The sequence below is a fragment of the Ruegeria atlantica genome (genome assembly GCF_947495585.1).
GTDB lineage: Bacteria > Pseudomonadota > Alphaproteobacteria > Rhodobacterales > Rhodobacteraceae > Ruegeria > Ruegeria atlantica_G.
Genome location: NZ_CANLZK010000023.1, coordinates 17,186 through 33,994 on the forward strand (window position 1 = coordinate 17,186; position 16,809 = coordinate 33,994).

General features: G+C 57.4%; 14 protein-coding genes and 1 pseudogene. 14 read left to right on the forward strand and 1 reads right to left on the reverse strand.

The annotated features are described in order from the left end of the window. The 5 genes from QMP16_RS22375 to QMP16_RS22395 are packed head-to-tail and all read left to right on the forward strand — an operon-like array spanning nucleotide 1 to nucleotide 2,682. Complete coding sequence (locus QMP16_RS22375) at nucleotides 1-447, forward strand: hypothetical protein (RefSeq protein ID WP_282154207.1); 447 nt, start codon at nucleotides 1-3, stop codon at nucleotides 445-447. Between the two features lie 28 nt (nucleotides 448-475). Beyond that, entirely contained in the window at nucleotides 476-1,120 is a 645-nt protein-coding gene (locus QMP16_RS22380; protein ID WP_282154208.1) for a MotA/TolQ/ExbB proton channel family protein, read from the forward strand. Between the two features lie 31 nt (nucleotides 1,121-1,151). After that, nucleotides 1,152-1,481, forward strand: coding sequence for a biopolymer transporter ExbD (locus QMP16_RS22385; protein ID WP_432653431.1), 330 nt, complete (start codon nucleotides 1,152-1,154; stop codon nucleotides 1,479-1,481). Further along, nucleotides 1,478-1,873 (forward strand): ExbD/TolR family protein, encoded by a 396-nt coding sequence (locus tag QMP16_RS22390; RefSeq protein ID WP_282154210.1) that lies wholly within the window; start codon nucleotides 1,478-1,480, stop codon nucleotides 1,871-1,873. Before QMP16_RS22385 ends, QMP16_RS22390 begins: the two co-directional genes overlap by 4 nt. Then, the gene (locus QMP16_RS22395) at nucleotides 1,870-2,682 is read left to right on the forward strand and encodes a TonB family protein (protein ID WP_282154211.1); all 813 of its coding nucleotides are present in this window, start codon (nucleotides 1,870-1,872) and stop codon (nucleotides 2,680-2,682) included. The genes QMP16_RS22390 and QMP16_RS22395 overlap by 4 nt, the downstream gene beginning before the upstream one ends. 20 nt (nucleotides 2,683-2,702) lie before the next feature. On the opposite strand, the gene QMP16_RS22400 is transcribed toward QMP16_RS22395, so the two are convergent. After that, entirely contained in the window at nucleotides 2,703-3,485 is a 783-nt protein-coding gene (locus QMP16_RS22400; protein ID WP_282154212.1) for a FadR/GntR family transcriptional regulator, read from the reverse strand. Between the two features lie 351 nt (nucleotides 3,486-3,836). Here QMP16_RS22400 and QMP16_RS22405 point away from each other — a divergent pair, with 351 nt between their 5' ends. The 9 genes and pseudogenes from QMP16_RS22405 to QMP16_RS22450 all read left to right on the forward strand — a co-directional run. Continuing rightward, nucleotides 3,837-4,886, forward strand: coding sequence for a TRAP transporter substrate-binding protein (locus QMP16_RS22405; RefSeq protein ID WP_282154213.1), 1,050 nt, complete (start codon nucleotides 3,837-3,839; stop codon nucleotides 4,884-4,886). A gap of 114 nt (nucleotides 4,887-5,000) precedes the next feature. Continuing rightward, nucleotides 5,001-7,064, forward strand: a complete 2,064-nt coding sequence (locus tag QMP16_RS22415) for a TRAP transporter large permease subunit (RefSeq protein ID WP_348774632.1) — start codon at nucleotides 5,001-5,003, stop codon at nucleotides 7,062-7,064. A 12-nt stretch (nucleotides 7,065-7,076) separates the two neighbouring features. Next, entirely contained in the window at nucleotides 7,077-8,264 is a 1,188-nt protein-coding gene (locus tag QMP16_RS22420; RefSeq protein WP_282154214.1) for an alpha-hydroxy acid oxidase, read from the forward strand. Further along, entirely contained in the window at nucleotides 8,261-9,958 is a 1,698-nt protein-coding gene (gene dld, locus QMP16_RS22425; RefSeq protein WP_282154215.1) for a D-lactate dehydrogenase, read from the forward strand. Before QMP16_RS22420 ends, dld begins: the two co-directional genes overlap by 4 nt. A gap of 235 nt (nucleotides 9,959-10,193) precedes the next feature. Then, complete coding sequence (gene phbB, locus QMP16_RS22430; protein ID WP_282154216.1) at nucleotides 10,194-10,916, forward strand: acetoacetyl-CoA reductase; 723 nt, start codon at nucleotides 10,194-10,196, stop codon at nucleotides 10,914-10,916. 38 nt (nucleotides 10,917-10,954) lie between these two features. Beyond that, complete coding sequence (gene aceE, locus QMP16_RS22435) at nucleotides 10,955-13,609, forward strand: pyruvate dehydrogenase (acetyl-transferring), homodimeric type (protein WP_282154217.1); 2,655 nt, start codon at nucleotides 10,955-10,957, stop codon at nucleotides 13,607-13,609. A 27-nt stretch (nucleotides 13,610-13,636) separates the two neighbouring features. Further along, nucleotides 13,637-14,884 carry a dihydrolipoyllysine-residue acetyltransferase gene (aceF, locus tag QMP16_RS22440; RefSeq protein ID WP_282154218.1) on the forward strand — a complete coding sequence of 416 codons (1,248 nt, stop codon included), beginning with the start codon at nucleotides 13,637-13,639 and terminating at the stop codon, nucleotides 14,882-14,884. Between the two features lie 11 nt (nucleotides 14,885-14,895). Beyond that, nucleotides 14,896-16,626, forward strand: coding sequence for a dihydrolipoyl dehydrogenase (gene lpdA, locus QMP16_RS22445; protein ID WP_282154219.1), 1,731 nt, complete (start codon nucleotides 14,896-14,898; stop codon nucleotides 16,624-16,626). A 10-nt stretch (nucleotides 16,627-16,636) separates the two neighbouring features. Then, nucleotides 16,637-16,809, forward strand: a pseudogene (locus tag QMP16_RS22450) (Re/Si-specific NAD(P)(+) transhydrogenase subunit alpha); the annotation flags it as partial.

Below are 16,809 nucleotides of genomic sequence, written 5' to 3' on the forward strand. Positions count from 1 at the left end.
ATGCAGACAACAATCAAAAGAAATGCTCGGGTGGTCCTGCTGACCCTGCTCCCAATTTTGGGGGCAGGGATTGCCAGCGCAGAGGAAACGCAAAAACCCAGCGGCGTATCAATCGAACTCAGCAGTGCCGAGGCAAAGGGCGAAAGCTGTTTGCTGAGCTTTGTCGCTGAAAATACCTATGGCATCGATATCGATGGCGCGGTTTATGAGACCGTTCTCTTCGGCGCAGAAGGTCAGGTGGCCCTTCTGACACTACTTGATTTTGCCGAATTGCCTGCGGGCAAGCCCCGTGTGCGGCAGTTCCAGTTCAACGACATGGCTTGCGATCAGATCAGCCGAATACTGATCAACGGTGTACAGGAATGTGTGACACAATCTGACATGGCCGATGCCTGCATGTCCGGGCTTACGCTCACAAGTCGCCTTGAAACGGAAGTGATCGGGTGAGGTTATGGACGCAGTAATAAGAAAAATAATGGAAATTCTGGAATTGGGCGGGCCGGTTGTTGCCATCCTGATCGTGACCTCAATCGCAACACTTTCGTTGGTTCTGTACAAGCTGTGGCAGTTTCGCGTCGCAGGTGTCGGTCGTCATATTGAGCTTTCGCGCGCCATTCAGGCCTGGGATCGCAGGGACCTTGTCGAGACAACGGCGCATCTGCGCAATAGCCGCAGCTACTTGGCGCCGGTGATCGCGATGGCTTTGTCTGGAGAGGATCGCACCTTGTCAGAGCGTACCGACGCCGAGGCCGAAGCGCGGTTTGCCCAACTTGAGCAAGGGTTCAACGTCTTGGATATGGTCGCCCAACTTGCGCCGCTTCTGGGGCTTTTCGGGACCGTATTAGGCATGATCGAGGCGTTCCAAACTCTACAGGGCGCGGGCAATTCTGTTGATCCGTCGCTGCTGGCCGGTGGTATTTGGGTGGCCCTGTTGACGACCGCTGCCGGCCTTGCAGTCGCTATGCCGACATCAATGGTCCTGACGTGGTTCGAGGCGCGCATGAACCGTGAGCGTACCTTTGCCAACCGCGCTTTGAGAACTGTGTTTGCACCGGGCTATGCTGAGGACGCGCCGATGGCTGACCAAACCCCGCAACAGGTTTTCGCCCATGGCACTTAACGTCCGCAGAAGACGGCGCAGGCGCTTGTCGATGACGTCCTTGATTGACGTCATCTTTCTGCTGTTGCTGTTCTTCATGCTGACGTCGACGTTCTCCAAATATGGCGAAATCGAATTTGCCACTGCCGCTACCGGAGGAGCAGAAACTGACCGGGTAATCCGCTTTGTCAAACTTGAGGCCGACCGTATTTTGGTTGATGGCACGCTTGCCGCGTTCGAAGACATGGCCATGGTGATGGCGACCGATAAGCCTCAGACCGCGTTGATCAGTCTTGGACAGAACGCGACTTCGCAACAGCTGATTGATTTGCTTTCGGTGCTGAAAGGCATCGACCATTTGCGCGCACAGGTGATCGGATGATTCAACTCAAACGCAAGGCAAAACAGGGTCGAGAGCCAACGATCGCACTGATCAATGTCGTCTTTCTGATGCTCATCTTTTTCATGATTGCAGGCACGCTTGCACCGCCGCTGAGCAAATCGGTGAAGCTGGTGGAAACCAGTGATCTGGACGGTCGTGAGCCACCCGACGCGTTGGTCATTCGTAGCGATGGTTCACTGGAATACCGGGGCGCCGAACTGACTGGAGTTGAGGCGTATGTGGAGCGCGCGTCGATCAACCTGCCGCTGGATGATGTTCGCGTTGTGCCGGACCGGGCTTTGCCTGCCGTTCGGCTGAAAGAAGTCAGTGATACCTTGCGCGGGCTGGGTGCAAAAAGGGTGTACGTGGTCACAGAAAGGGGTTTGCAATGATACCCAGATCTCGTGGCGTAGCTGTTGCGGCTCTGGTGCTGGCCGCAGCCGCCCATGTTCTTGCCCTGCATGACTTTTCCGCAGGTGAACCGGTGCTTGTCGAAGGTGGCGGGTCCGGCGAAGTTGCTGCGCTGGGGGATGCCTTCAAGGACTATGTAACGGGGGCTACTGTCTCGGCACCCGCTACTGCACATCAACCGACCGTCGCACCGACACAGCAACAAACTGCGGTCAGCCCAACCTCTCAGGCCCGGGCGTCAGTTCCCGGGGCGATCAAGCATACTGTCGCCAACACCAAAGCCGCGGTCGCGGTGACCCATCGACAAGCATCCGCCGAAGCGCAAGAAGCGGCGCCGTCAGAGACAGAAGCCGTCGCGAAAACCCCAGCCGTGAAACCGGCGGACCCGACCAAACAAAAGGTCGATCAGGTTGCGTCGCAGGCAGGAAATTCTGAAAAGAGCGCCAGAAAAGGCAATGCATCGGGAAAAACCAGCAAAGGCGCTGCGACGGCCAAAAAGACAAGTTCCATAGCGGCCGGGCAGGGTAACGCTGAGGTCAGCAATTACAGAGGGCACGTAATGCGCAAGATCACCCGTGCCCGACGTAAGAACGTCAATATTCGTGGTGCCGTGTTGGTGAGTTTTCGGATTGGCGACAATGGGGCGCTTGTAAGTGTCACCGTTAAGCGCAGCTCGGGGTCGAAACGACTGGATCAGGTGGCACTTGCGCAGGTGCGCGCGGCAGCGCCGTTTCAGCCACCACCTGCCGCAGCCCGTCGTGATTACATGATTGAGATCGTTGGAAAGTAAGAACGACTTGCGCTGCCCGATCAGAGTTTTGAATCAGACAGAAGGCGGCGCTTCTCGGCCATTGCCTCACGGCGGCGTCTTTCAATGCCAAGCTTGAAGGATTCTTCAACAAAGTCGATGTGGTCATATGCAGCCTTTTCCGCGCGTGTTTCGTCGCCTGCGATGACCGCCAATCCCAGTTCGCGATGCTGCTCCATCAGCAGTTTGCCCGTGCCGTCGATGGTCTTCAGAAAATCACGATTGTAGAACACGCCTTGCCGTGTGAGTTCGTAGATAGACGCCATCATGTGGATGAGCGTCGCGTTTTGGCTGGCGTCCACAATTGCGGCGTGCAGCGCAAAATCAGCCTCGCGCGATGCAAGTGCATCCTTCTCGCGCCAGGCGCGTTCATCCTCGGCCAGGATATCCGTGATACGTTCCTTATCCGCTTTGGTCGCCCGTCGCGCGGCGAGTTTGGCGGCAAAGCCTTCCTGTTCACGCCTGTATTCGAGGTAATCGAAAAAAGCGGGCTCATGGCGTTCGTAAAGCGCCAACAGGGCAGGGAGCATGGCGCTGCCTGTCAACGCAGCTACGAAAGTGCCTTCACCATGCTGTGTCGTCACCAGGCCCCGCTCTTCAAGAACCGCCAGCGCCTCACGCAGTTTGGGGCGGGAGACGCGAAGGGTTTCCGCCAGATCGCGTTCCGATGGCAGTTTGCGACCCTGCTTGAGAATGCCCGAAGCAATCAGGTCTTCAATCTGAGCCACCACTGCATCCGAGAGTGATTCGTGCCCGATTGGTTCGAAAATCGCTGTCGTGTTCATCGTGGCTTACCCTTCTGAAGAAGATTCAGAACCCATTTGGTAAATAAAAGTAACCTTTGAGTGTGTGTTTTTCAATGCCTGATTTTGTGGGGGAATCTCTCGGATAATTTGGAGCACAACTGGTTACCAGTAAACAAAAAACTCCGAAACACTTGCCCGATTACCTTCAGTGCCGGTCTTCTTAAGTTTAGGCGGTCTGGGTCGTCTCTAGGTAAATAGCAATCGAACCATTGGTAAATAAAGTTGTTGACTGAATTGTTTGGTCAACTTTATTTACCAGTGTGGACGCAGGAAGATCTCGCGTCACAAAATCATCGGACGCCATGTCCGACCGACCCTGGAGGAGATTTCATGAAAAAGACCCTGACGAGCCTTGCCGTGGCTGCCAGCCTGATGGCGGCGCCCGCGGTTGCTGCTGACAAACTGCTGCTGAAAACCCCGATTGCTTTCTCGACCGAGCTTCCAGGGCTGGGTTCCCCGATCCCTCGTGTTGCCGAGCAGCTTGACCTGATGTCTGGCGGCACACTGAAGATGAAGGTCTACGAGCCGGGCAAACTGGTCCCGCCGTTCGAAATTCTGGATGCCGTGTCGACCGGCAAGATTAACTCGGGCTACACCACTGCAGGGTATTGGGCAGGGAAAATTCCGGCCGCTCCGCTGTTCTCGGCCGTTCCGTTTGGCCCTGAGGCGGGCGAATACATGGCGTGGCTGTATTACGGCAACGGCTTGTCGCTGTACCAAGAGATGTATGATCAGGCGGGATACAACGTTCATGTAATCCCCTGCGCGGTTATCGCCCCTGAAACGTCCGGCTGGTTCGCGACCGAGATCAACACCCCTGAAGATCTGAGTGGCCTCAAGATGCGCTTCTTCGGTCTGGGTGGAAAAGTCATGCAGAAACTGGGCGTGGCGACCTCGCTGCTGCCGGGTGGTGAAATCTTCCCCGCGCTGGAAAAAGGCGCCATCGACGCGACTGAGTTTTCGATGCCTGCCATCGACGCGCGTCTGGGCTTTCACAAACTGGTCAAGTTCAACTATTTCCCCGGCTGGCATCAGCAGGCGACCGTGTTCGAGTTGATGATCAATAAGGACGTCTGGAACGAAACCAGCGAGCAGCACAAGGCGATCATCGAAAACGCCTGTAAGGCATCGATGGCCGACAGTTTTGCCGAAGGCGAAGCCATCCAGCACGCGGCCCTGATCGACAACGTTGAGAACAACGGCGTCACCATCAAGCAGTGGTCGCCCGAGATGCTGGATACCTTCCGTGCCACCTGGGATGAGGTTGCCGCCGAAGAGGCCGCCAACGATGCCTTCTTTGCCAAGGTTCTGTCCGACATGAACGAATTCCGCGATGGCTATGACCTGTGGAAAACCAACGCGTTCCTCCCCCGTCAGTAATCTGACTTACTGACGCGTCCGGGGCGGGGGCTCCTCCGCCTCGGGCATTATCAGGATTTTAGACCTGCATTCCCTTGACCGCGCTCGCGCCGGTCAGCTGAGCGAGGATTACCCATGGCCACGCAAAAGAACTTAAGTGACCCAGTCGAAGCCTATGAAGGCATCCTGGAACATCCTGACACTGACCGTCAGATGATCGCCGTTGCTATTGATACAGGTGTCAAAGCCGTCGGGCACGTAGTGATGTGGGCCAATGTCCTGTTGATGGCCGCGATCTTCAGCCAGGTCTCGCTGCGCTATCTGTTCAGCCAGAACTATCCCAAATTGGACGAGATCCAGTGGCACTTTTATGGCATCGTCACGATGATCGGTATTTCTTATGCCTTGATCACAGACAGCCATGTGCGCGTCGACGTTCTGCACATGCAACTGTCCCGTCGCGCGCAGCGTGTGATCGAAGTGATCGGCATTCTGACCCTGCTGACCCCGTTCATCTATCTGATGATCGATCAAGGGTATGATTACTTCTACGAAAGCTTCCGTGTCAGCGAGCGCTCGGACAGCCCCACAGGTCTGCCTGCGCGCTGGGCCTTTAAGGCGGTCATTCCGATCAGTTTTGTTCTGCTGGGCTTGGCCGCGCTGGCGCGATTGATCCATGACGGGCATGCGCTGATGTACGGGCCCGCCTCGGAGCGCGAGGGCGCACCCCTGCGCCGAATCCTTCTGGTGCTGGCCGTATTTGCCGCGGTCTGTATTGGCCTGACCTTCCTGGTTGAAACGACTGAGGAAAAGCTGGTCATCGCGATGTTCCTGACATTCATTGCGCTGCTTTTCACCGGGTATCCGGTGGCCTGGGTTCTGGCGGGTGTGGGCGTTGCCTATTGTGGGCTGGCCTACCTGTTTGACAACGATCTGATGCTTTGGACCGGACTTGAAAGTACCTTTACCGGGCTCGATTACCTGACCCTTGGCGCTGTGGTGAACCGGGTCTACGCGACCATGTCCAACGCGGTTCTGGTTGCGCTGCCGATGTTCATCTTTATGGGCCTGATGCTGGACGAAAGCGGCGTGGCCGAGCGTCTGATGTCCTCGATGCAGCGCCTATTTGGTACGGTGCGCGGGGGGTTGGCCATCACCGTAACCCTGATCGGGATCATTCTGGCAGCCTCTACGGGCATCATCGGTGCTTCCGTTGTGCTGCTGGGCGTTCTGTCACTGCCGTCGATGATGCAGCAGAAGTATCAGCCCACCTTGGCCGCTGGGGTGGTTTCAGCCTCTGGCACGCTGGGCATCCTGATCCCGCCGTCAATCATGCTGGTGATCATGGCAGACCAGATGGCTTTGTCTGTGGGCGATCTGTTCATGGCCGCGGTCTTTCCGGGTGTCATCATCGGTGGCCTCTACCTGACTTACATCTTTATCCTCGCCTTGGTGAAACGCGATGCGGCACCAGTGCCCGAGGGTGCAAAAGCCCCCGATTGGGCCGCCGTCAAGGACGTGCTGTTTGCCGTCATCCCAACCCTGTTGCTGATCCTTGCGGTACTGGGTTCGATCTTTGCCGGGCTGACGACGCCAACCGAGGCTTCGGGCATCGGTGCACTGGGTGCCACGCTGCTCGCGCTGGGCTATCGCAAGCTGACATTCGCCAAACTGTGGAATGTGCTGGTGTCGACCTTCAACACGACCGCTTACATCTTCGCAATCTTCCTGGGCGCGACCGTATTCTCTTATGTCCTACGAGAACTGGGCGGAGATGAGTTGATCGAACACGTGGTGCAGTCCACCGGCTTTGGTGCGAACGGCACGATCCTCTTCATCCTGTTCATCGTCTTCCTGCTGGGTTTTGTTCTGGACTGGATCGAAATCACGCTGATTGTGCTGCCGCTGATGCGCCCCATCGTGAACGGTCTGGGCATCGATATTCCCGGATTTGGAGTACTGGATGAACCGGCGCTTGTGTGGTTCGTGATCCTGGTGGCAGTTACGCTGCAGACCAGCTTCCTAACCCCACCCGTTGGTTTTGCCTTGTTCTATCTCAAGGGCGTCTGCCCGCCCGAGATCAAACTGACGCATATCTACAAGGGCATCATCCCCTTTGTCCTGCTGCAATTGACCGGACTGGCTCTTGTCTTCTTGTGGCCCACACTTGCCACCTGGTTGCCATCCGTCGCCTATTAAGGAGGAAGAGTCATGCGTTTGAAGGATTGTCATAACTTTCAGGACTTCCGCAGATTGGCCAAGCGCCGCCTGCCGGGGCCGATCTTCAACTATATTGACGGCGGCGCGGATGATGAGGTGACTTACCGCGAAAACACACGGACGTTTGATCGGTGTGATCTGCTGCCATCGGTCCTGCGTGGGGTGACGGACGTGGACATGTCGGTCACCGTGATGGGGCAAAAGCTGGATATGCCGATTTATTGCTCGCCGACGGCTTTGCAGCGCCTTTTCCACCATCAAGGGGAACGTGCTGTGGCAGCAGCCGCCGAGAAATATGGCACCATGTTCGGTGTGTCGTCGCTGGGCACCGTGTCCATGGAAGAATTGCGCCAGAAGCATAAGAACCCGCAGGTCTATCAGTTCTACTTTCACAAGGATCGCGGCCTGAACTCTGCCATGATGCAGCGCGCCAAAGAGGCTGGCGTCGAGGTCATGATGCTGACCGTCGACAGCATCACCGGCGGCAATCGCGAACGGGACCTGCGCACAGGCTTTTCAATCCCGTTTCGCCTGACTTTGGGCGGCATGATCCAGTTTGCGATCAAGCCGATGTGGGGCATCAACTATGTCACGCATGAAAGATTCCGCCTGCCGCAATTGGACGAACATGTGGATATGGGCGGCGGCGCCAGTTCGATCGGTGGCTACTTCACTGACATGTTGGACCCGTCGATGGACTGGGATGATGTGGCCGAGATGGTGCGTGAGTGGGATGGCCAGTTCTGCCTCAAAGGTATCATGACAGTCGAGGACGCACGCCGTGCGGCTGAGATCGGGTGTACCGGCATCATCCTGTCGAACCACGGTGGTCGCCAGTTGGACGGCTCGCGTACGCCGTTTGATCAGTTGGCCGAGATTGTTGATGCCGTCGGCGACAAGCTGGACGTGATGATGGACAGCGGAATTCAGCGCGGAACCCATGTGCTCAAGGCGTTGTCTTTGGGTGCCAAGGCGGTCGGGGTAGGGCGGCACTATCTGTATCCATTGGCTGCCGCTGGTCAGCCGGGCGTCGAACGGGCGTTGGGATTGATGCGGGCCGAGATCGAGCGCGACATGAAGCTGATGGGCGTAACGCGGCTCGACCAACTGTCGCGCACTAACCTGCGCTTCCGGGACACAGCGACCAGTCCTGGCGATGTACATCGGAACGCGGCATGATCAACGAAGCCCTCATAACCAATTTTCGCGCCATCGTCGGCGCCCGTAATGTGCTAAAAGGCGAACGCGCGACCGAGCGGTTCCGCCGGGGATTCAGATCGGGTGAGGGCAAGGCACTCTGCGTCGTACGACCCGGCGCTTTGCTGGAACTGTGGCACGTCCTGCAGGCCTGTGTCGCCGCCGACAAGATCGTCATCATGCAGGCGTCCAATACTGGCCTGACCGAAGGGTCTACACCCAAAGGCGGTTACGACCGTGACGTTGTGCTGCTTAATGTCAGTCGGATGAAAGCCCTGCACCTTTTGCAGGACGGTCAGCAGGTTCTTAGCCTGCCGGGCGCGTCTCTTTTTGAGTTGGAGAAGCAGCTAAGGCCACTGGGGCGAACACCGCATTCGGTAATCGGGTCCTCCAGCATTGGGGCCTCGATCGTGGGTGGAGTTTGCAACAATTCCGGCGGTTCCTTGTGCGAGCGCGGACCCAGTTATACAGAGCTTGCCCTTTTCGCCCAGATCGCCGCGGATGGGACGCTGAAACTGGTGAACCATCTGGGACTGGATTTGGGCGACACTCCAGAGGAAATCCTGACCCGTGTTGAAGCCGGGGATTTCGACAAGGATGCCCCGACACCTCAGGGTCGCAATGCGTCGGACCCGGATTACACTGCGATCCTGCGCGATGTCGATGCGGACACGCCCTCGCGTTACAACAATGACGAACGGCTGTTGCACGAAGTGTCCGGCTGTGCGGGCAAACTGGCGGTAATCGCAGTGCGGCTTGATACCTTCCCGACCTATGAGCGTGAGCAGGTCTTTTACATCGGTACAAACGACCCTGCTGACCTTACCGACCTACGTCGCCACATCCTGACGCGTTTCGAAACACTGCCAGTTTCAGCCGAATACGTTCATCGCGAGTGTTTCGACATCGCAGCGAAATACGGTAAGGACACTCTGGTCATGATCGACAAGCTGGGGACCGACCGGTTGCCGATGTTCTTTGCTATGAAGGGCGCGGTGGACTCGCGTCTGAACAAGTTTTCGTTGACCCGGGGTTTCACCGACAAGTTCATGCAGGTTGTCGCAAAGCTTTGGCCCGAGCATCTGCCGAAGTTCCTGTATGAGTATCGTGACAGGTATGAACACCACCTCATCTTGAAAATGCATGACAGCGGTATCGAAGAGGCGGCGGTGTTTCTTCCTAAATTCCTTGGTTCCCGCAGTGCCGAATTTGTCACCTGCACCCCGCGTGACGCCAAGATCACCGGGTTGCATCGATTTGCTGCTGCGGGTGCCGCTGTGCGGTATGGCCATGTCCATTCCGACGAAGTCGAAGAGATACTGGCGCTGGATATCGCGCTGCGTCGCAATGATCGTGATTGGTTCGAAACGCTGCCGCCTGAGATCACTGATCAGTTGGTTGGCAGAGTTTATTACGGCCACTTGATGTGCCACGTGATGCACCAGGATTACATCATCAAAAAGGGATGCGATCCAAGGGCGATCAAGACTGCGATGCTTCGAATACTTGATGAGCGCGGGGCCGAATATCCGGCCGAGCACAATGTCGGCCACCTCTACAAGGCCAAACCGGATCTGGCGGCGCATTACAGGCGCTGCGATCCAACTAATTCCTTTAACCCCGGGATCGGTAAAATGTCGAAGTTCCGGGACTACGCTGGTGACAAGCCCCGGTGACGGTGACCGCAATCGTGTGCCATCCTTTGTGTGTTGACCGTGAATGGTTGCGCAATCAATCCGATAACCCTTTGTAAAGGAAGCATTTTAAATATCAAGTTTCAGGTAGTTTAATATTAAACCTTTCCTGAAACGCATAGCTGCTATTCCGCTCAGGCCTATCCGGTGGTAAAAAATTACGCTACGTAACACTGCAAGTTAGGTCAACGTCGCTGACTAATTGGAGGGATTAGAGATGACACGAACTGCACTTGTAACCGGTGGTAGCCGGGGTATCGGCGAAGCGATTTCCAGAAAGTTGAAAGCTGAAGGTCATACTGTTGCCGCGACCTATGCCGGCAATGACGAAAAGGCGGCTGCTTTCACTGCCGAGACCGGCATCAAAACCTATAAATGGAATGTCGCAGATTACGAAGCCTCGGCCGCTGGGATCGCGCAGGTCGAGGCCGAGATTGGATCGATCGATATTGTGGTCGCCAACGCCGGGATTACCCGCGACGCGCCATTCCACAAGATGACACCCCAGCAGTGGAAAGATGTCATAGACACCAACCTGACCGGCGTATTCAACACCATCCACCCAATCTGGGCCGGTATGCGCGAGCGTAAGTTCGGCCGTGTCATTGTCATCAGTTCTATCAACGGCCAGAAAGGCCAGTTTGCGCAAGCCAACTATGCCGCCACCAAGGCGGGTGATCTGGGAATCGTCAAATCTCTGGCACAGGAAGGCGCGCGCGCAGGCATTACCGCAAACGCTATCTGCCCCGGTTATATCGCCACTGAGATGGTCATGGCCGTGCCTGAAAAGGTCCGCGAGGCCATTATCGGCCAAATCCCGGCGGGACGGCTGGGCGAACCCGAGGAAATCGCACGCTGTGTGGCCTTCTTGGCCTCGGATGACGCCGGGTTTGTCAACGGCTCAACGATTTCCGTCAACGGCGCACAATTCTTCGTCTGACACTCCACCGGACACAGTTTGAGAAAGGAACCTGCCCAATGAAAGACCTCGAACCCGATATCGACCCGGTAGAAAGTCAGGAATGGCAGGACGCCATTGAAGACGTGATTGAACGCGATGGCGCAAACCGTGCGCATTTCCTGTTGGATAAGGCCGTGCAAAAGGCCCGCGCCGCGGGGGCGACGCTGCCGTTTTCGGCTACGACGCCCTATCAGAATACCATCCCGGTCGATGATCAGTACGCCTTTCCCGGCGATCCTGAGATGGAGTGGCGGATCCGTACGATCAACCGCTGGAACGCCATGGCAACCGTGGTTCGACGCAACAAAGTCAGCAGCGAATATGGCGGCCACATTGCCTCCTTTGCCTCATCAGCTGTTATGTATGACGTGGGCCTGAACCACTTCTGGCGATCGAAATCGGCGATCCACGGCGGCGATCTGGTGTTTTTTCAGGGACATGTGATCCCCGGCATCTATGCCCGATCCTTCATGGAAGGGCGTATCACTGAAGAGCAGCTGGAAAACTTCCGCTCCGAGGTCGATGGCGGCGGGCTGTCCAGCTATCCGCACCCGTGGTTGATGCCGGATTACTGGCAGTTCCCGACGGTCTCGATGGGCTTGGGCCCGCTGATGGCGATCTATCAGGCGCGGTTCATGAAATACATGCACAACCGGGGTCATATCGACATGGCCGACCGTAAAGTGTGGTGCTTCCTGGGCGACGGCGAGATGGACGAACCCGAAAGCCGGGGTGCAATTGACCTGGCCGTGCGAGAAGGCCTGGATAACCTGATCTTCGTGATCAACTGCAACCTGCAGCGTCTCGACGGTCCGGTGCGCGGCAACGGCAAGATCGTGCAAGAGCTTGAGGGCGACTTCCGCGGTGCGGGCTGGAACGTGATCAAGCTGCTTTGGGGTAAGGGCTGGGATCAACTGCTGGAAAAAGATACGAGCGGGCGGTTGCGTCAGTTGATGGATGAAACCGTCGATGGCGACTACCAAACGTTCAAGTCGAAAGACGGCGCTTATATCCGCGAACATTTCTTTGGGAAATACCCGGAAACCGCTGCTTTGGTCGAAGACTGGACCGACGATCAGATCTGGGCATTGCGCCGGGGCGGACATGACCCAGAAAAAGTCTATACCGCATTCAAGCGCGCGACCGAGAACGAGGGCACGCCGACCTGCCTGCTGGTGAAAACCGTCAAGGGCTACGGCATGGGCTCGGCCGGTGAGGGGCAGAACACCACCCACCAGCAAAAGAAACTGGCCGAAGATCAGTTGCGTGCGTTCCGTGATCGGTTCCAGATCCCGGTCAGTGACGAAGACCTGCCCAACGCGCCGTTTGTGTCGTTGAACAATGCACAAAAGGCTTATCTGGCCGATCGACGCAAGGCTTTGGGCGGTGAGTTCCCCAAACGCGACAGCAGCGCTCCGGCGTTGGAGATCCCCGAGCTTTCCAAGTTCGAAGCTCAACTAAAGGGGACCGGTGATCGTGAGATCTCGACGACGATGGCCTTTGTCCGCATCCTGACCACGCTGTTGCGTGACAAGGGAATGGGCAAGAACGTGGTGCCGATCGTGCCGGACGAAAGCCGGACCTTTGGGATGGAGGGGCTGTTCCGCTCGGTCGGGATCTACAACCCGTCGGGTCAAAACTATACCCCTGAAGATGCTGATCAGATGATGTTCTATAAGGAAACGACCAACGGTCAGGTCCTGCAGGAAGGCATCAACGAGGCTGGCGCCATGGCCGATTGGATTGCGGCAGCGACTGCCTATTCCAATCACGGCGTACCGATGATCCCTTTCTTCATCTACTACTCGATGTTTGGCTTCCAGCGCATCGGTGATCTGGCCTGGGCGGCTGGTGATAGTCGTGCTCGGGGCTTCATGCTGGGCGGTACAGCTGGTCGGACGACGCTGAACGGTGAAGGTCTTCAACACGAGGATGGCCACAGCCACATTCTTGCGGGCACTATCCCGAACTGCATCACCTATGACCCGACCTTCAGCTATGAGGTCGCGGTGATCATCCAGAACGGTCTGCAGCGCATGTATGGCGATCAGGAAGATATCTATTTCTACCTGACCCTGATGAACGAAAACTATACGCACCCCGATATGCCGATGGGCGCGGAAGAGGGTATAATCAAAGGGCTGTACCGGTTCCAGGAAACCAAGAAGCCGGGCAAGAAGCACGTCAACCTGATGGGCTCGGGCACCATTCTTGTGCAGGCGATGAAAGCGGCTGAATTGCTGAAGAAGGATTTCGGCGTGACGTCTGATATCTGGTCGGCGACCTCGTTCAACGAACTGGCCCGCGACGGGCAGGATGCGGCACGCGCCAACCGTCTGGACCCGCTGGCCGAGGAATGTGTGCCTTATGTGACCGAACAGCTTTCAAAGGCCAAAGGTCCGATCATCGCGGCGACTGACTACATGAAGAACTACGCCGAGCAGATCCGCGCCTTTGTGCCGGGCCGCTATACGGTGCTGGGCACGGATGGGTATGGCCGTTCGGACAGCCGCGTGAACCTGCGCCGGTTCTTCGAGGTCGATGCCAATCATATCGCGGCGGCGGCAATGGTCGATCTGTATCGCGAAGGTGCGGTGACCAAGGCCGAGCTCGAGAAGGCGCTCAAGACATATGAAATCGACGGCGACAAGCCGAACCCCCGGTTGGTTTAAACCCACGGGGCACGAGGAGACGTAGAAATGGCAATCGAAGTAACAGTCCCGGATATCGGGGATTTTGCAGAGGTCCCGGTGATCGGCATCCTGGTCTCGGTCGGTGACACCATCGCCGCCGAGGACCCGCTGATCGAATTGGAAAGCGACAAGGCCACGATGGAGGTTCCGTCCCCCTCCGCAGGTGTCGTCAAGGAAATCAAAGTGTCCGAGGGCGACAACGTTTCTGAAGGCGCGCTGATCCTGCTGCTGGAAGGCGAGGGGACACCCGCCGCCCCGGCCGAGGCCGCGCCAGCCGCCGCACCGGCACCTGCAGCTGCCCCCGCGCCAGCCACCCCGGCGGCGCCGGTGATGGACCAAGGGTTCGGCAAGGCCCATGCCTCGCCATCGGTGCGCGCCTTTGCCCGTCAGCTGGACATTGACCTGTCCAAGGTCAACGGCTCGGGCCGCAAGGGTCGTATCCTGCGCGAGGACGTCACCAAGTTCCTCAAATCCACGACTGCGACCGCTCCGGCTGCGGCGGGTGCATCGGGTGGCATGGGCATCCCACCAATCCCGGTTGTCGATTTCTCAAAGTTCGGCCCGGTCGAAGACGTGGAAATGCCTCGGATCAAAAAGCTGTCTGGACCTGCGTTACACCGGTCGTGGCTCAACATCCCGCATGTCACCCATAATGATGAGGCCGACATCACCGAGCTGGACAAATACCGCAAGGAAATGGACACGATGGCCAAGGAAGAAGGCTATCGCGTCACATTGCTGAGCTTTGTGGTCAAGGCCTCGGTCAATGCGCTGAAACAGCATTGGGAATTTAACTCGTCGATCCACCCGGATGGCGACAAGCTGATCCGCAAATCCTACTACAATATCGGCTTTGCGGCGGATACGCCGAACGGTCTGGTTGTTCCGGTCATCAAAGATGCGGATCGTAAGGGTATTGTCGAGATCTCCAAAGATCTGATGGAGCTGTCGGGCAAGGCGCGCGCGGGTGAGCTGAAATCGAACGACATGCAGGGCGCGACGTTCACGATCTCGTCGCTGGGCGGTATCGGTGGCACCCATTTCACCCCGATCGTCAACGCGCCCGAGGTGGCCATTCTGGGCCTGACCCGGTCGAAGATGGCGCCGGTCTGGAATAGCGAAGAATTCGTGCCGCGCCTGATGCAGCCCTTGTCGCTCAGCTATGACCACCGTGCCGTTGATGGCGCCTTGGCCGCACGCTTCTGTGTGACGCTCAAGACGCTGTTGGGCGATATGCGCAAGTTGATGTGGTGAGGAGAGATTAGATGGACGTCAAAGTACCCGATATCGGTGATTTCTCCGATGTGCCCGTGCTCAGCATTCTTGTCTCGGTTGGTGATACCGTCGCCGCCGAAGACCCGCTGATCGAACTGGAATCCGACAAGGCCACGATGGAGGTTCCGTCCCCCGCCGATGGCAAGGTCGTCTCGATTGCCGTTGCCGAAGGTGACAATGTCTCGGAAGGCGCGTTGATCCTGACTTTGGAAGCCGCCGAAGGCGCAACACCCGAGGCCGCGCCAGCAGAAGCACCCGACACACCGCAGGCTGTGGACACCACCGGCACTGCAGCCGGGCAGGGCGACGTACATGCCGAAGTGGTTGTGCTGGGGTCTGGCCCCGGTGGTTACACCGCAGCCTTCCGCGCCGCTGATCTGGGCAAAAAGGTTGTCATGATTGAGCGCAACCCGACGCTGGGCGGTGTCTGCCTGAACGTGGGCTGTATCCCTTCGAAGGCTCTGCTGCATGTGGCAAAGGTCATCACCGAGGCCAAAGAGATGGGCGCGCATGGTGTCTGCTTTGGCAAGCCCAAGATTGACCTGGACGAATTGCGCGCCTTCAAGGACAGCATTGTCGGCAAACTGACCGGCGGTTTGGACGGTTTGTCCAAGGGTCGCAAGGTTCAGATCGTGCGCGGCTACGGTCGCTTCTCGGGTCCGAACATGATCGAGGTCATGGGCGATGATGGGATTACAACGGTTTCTTTTGACCAATGCATCATTGCGGCGGGATCTGAACCGGTTGAGCTGCCCTTTATCCCCCATGATGACGACCGCGTCATCGACTCGACCGGTGCGCTGGAACTGGCGGATGTTCCAAAGCGGATGCTGGTTCTGGGCGGTGGTATCATCGGTCTGGAAATGGCTTGCGTCTATGACGCGCTGGGCTCGAACATCACCGTCGTCGAGCTGATGGATCAGATCATCCCCGGTGCGGACAAGGATATCGTTAAACCCCTGATGACCCGCATCAAGGGCCGGTACGAAAACATCTTCCTCAAGACCAAGGTCACAGCAATTGAACCGCTGAAAAAGGGCCTCAAGGTCACGTTCGAGGATGACAAGGGCGAAAGCTTCACCGACACGTTCGACAAGGTTCTGGTGGCCGTAGGACGCAAACCCAACGGCAAACTGATCGACGCCGAAAAAGCCGGGGTCGCGGTGGATGAGCGTGGCTTTATCGCCGTGGACAACCAATTGCGCACCGGCGTGCCGCATATCTTCGCCATCGGTGATCTAGTCGGCCAGCCGATGCTGGCGCACAAGGCCGTGCACGAAGGCAAGGTTGCAGCCGAGGTTGCCGCCGGTCACAAGCGGTTCTTTGACGCGAAACTGATCCCTTCGGTCGCCTATACCGACCCGGAAGTAGCTTGGTGTGGCCTGACTGAAACCGACGCCAAGGCCAAGGGGATCAAGGTCGAAAAAGGCGTGTTCCCGTGGGCCGCGTCGGGCAAATCTCTGTCCAATGGCCGATCCGAAGGCATCACTAAGCTGCTGTTCGATCCACAGGATCAGCGCATCGTGGGTGCCTGCATCGTCGGCACCAACGCCGGTGATCTGATCTCCGAGACTGCTCTGGCCATCGAAATGGGGGCGGACGCGGTCGATCTTGGTCACACGATCCACCCCCACCCGACGCTGAGCGAGACAGTGAACTTCGCGGCCGAGATGTTCGAGGGCACGATCACCGATCTCATCCCACCCAAGAAACGCAGCTAGTATCATGGCGATGAAGATAGGCACACCGAGAGAGACTTATGACGGTGAAAACCGTGTTGCGATGACGCCAGAGTCAGCGTTGCAGCTTCAGAAGTTGGGCTATGAATGTCTGATTGAGAAGGGTGCTGGTGCTGCGGCTGGATTTTCGGATGCGTCGTATGAGGCCGCGGGGGTTGAGGTCGT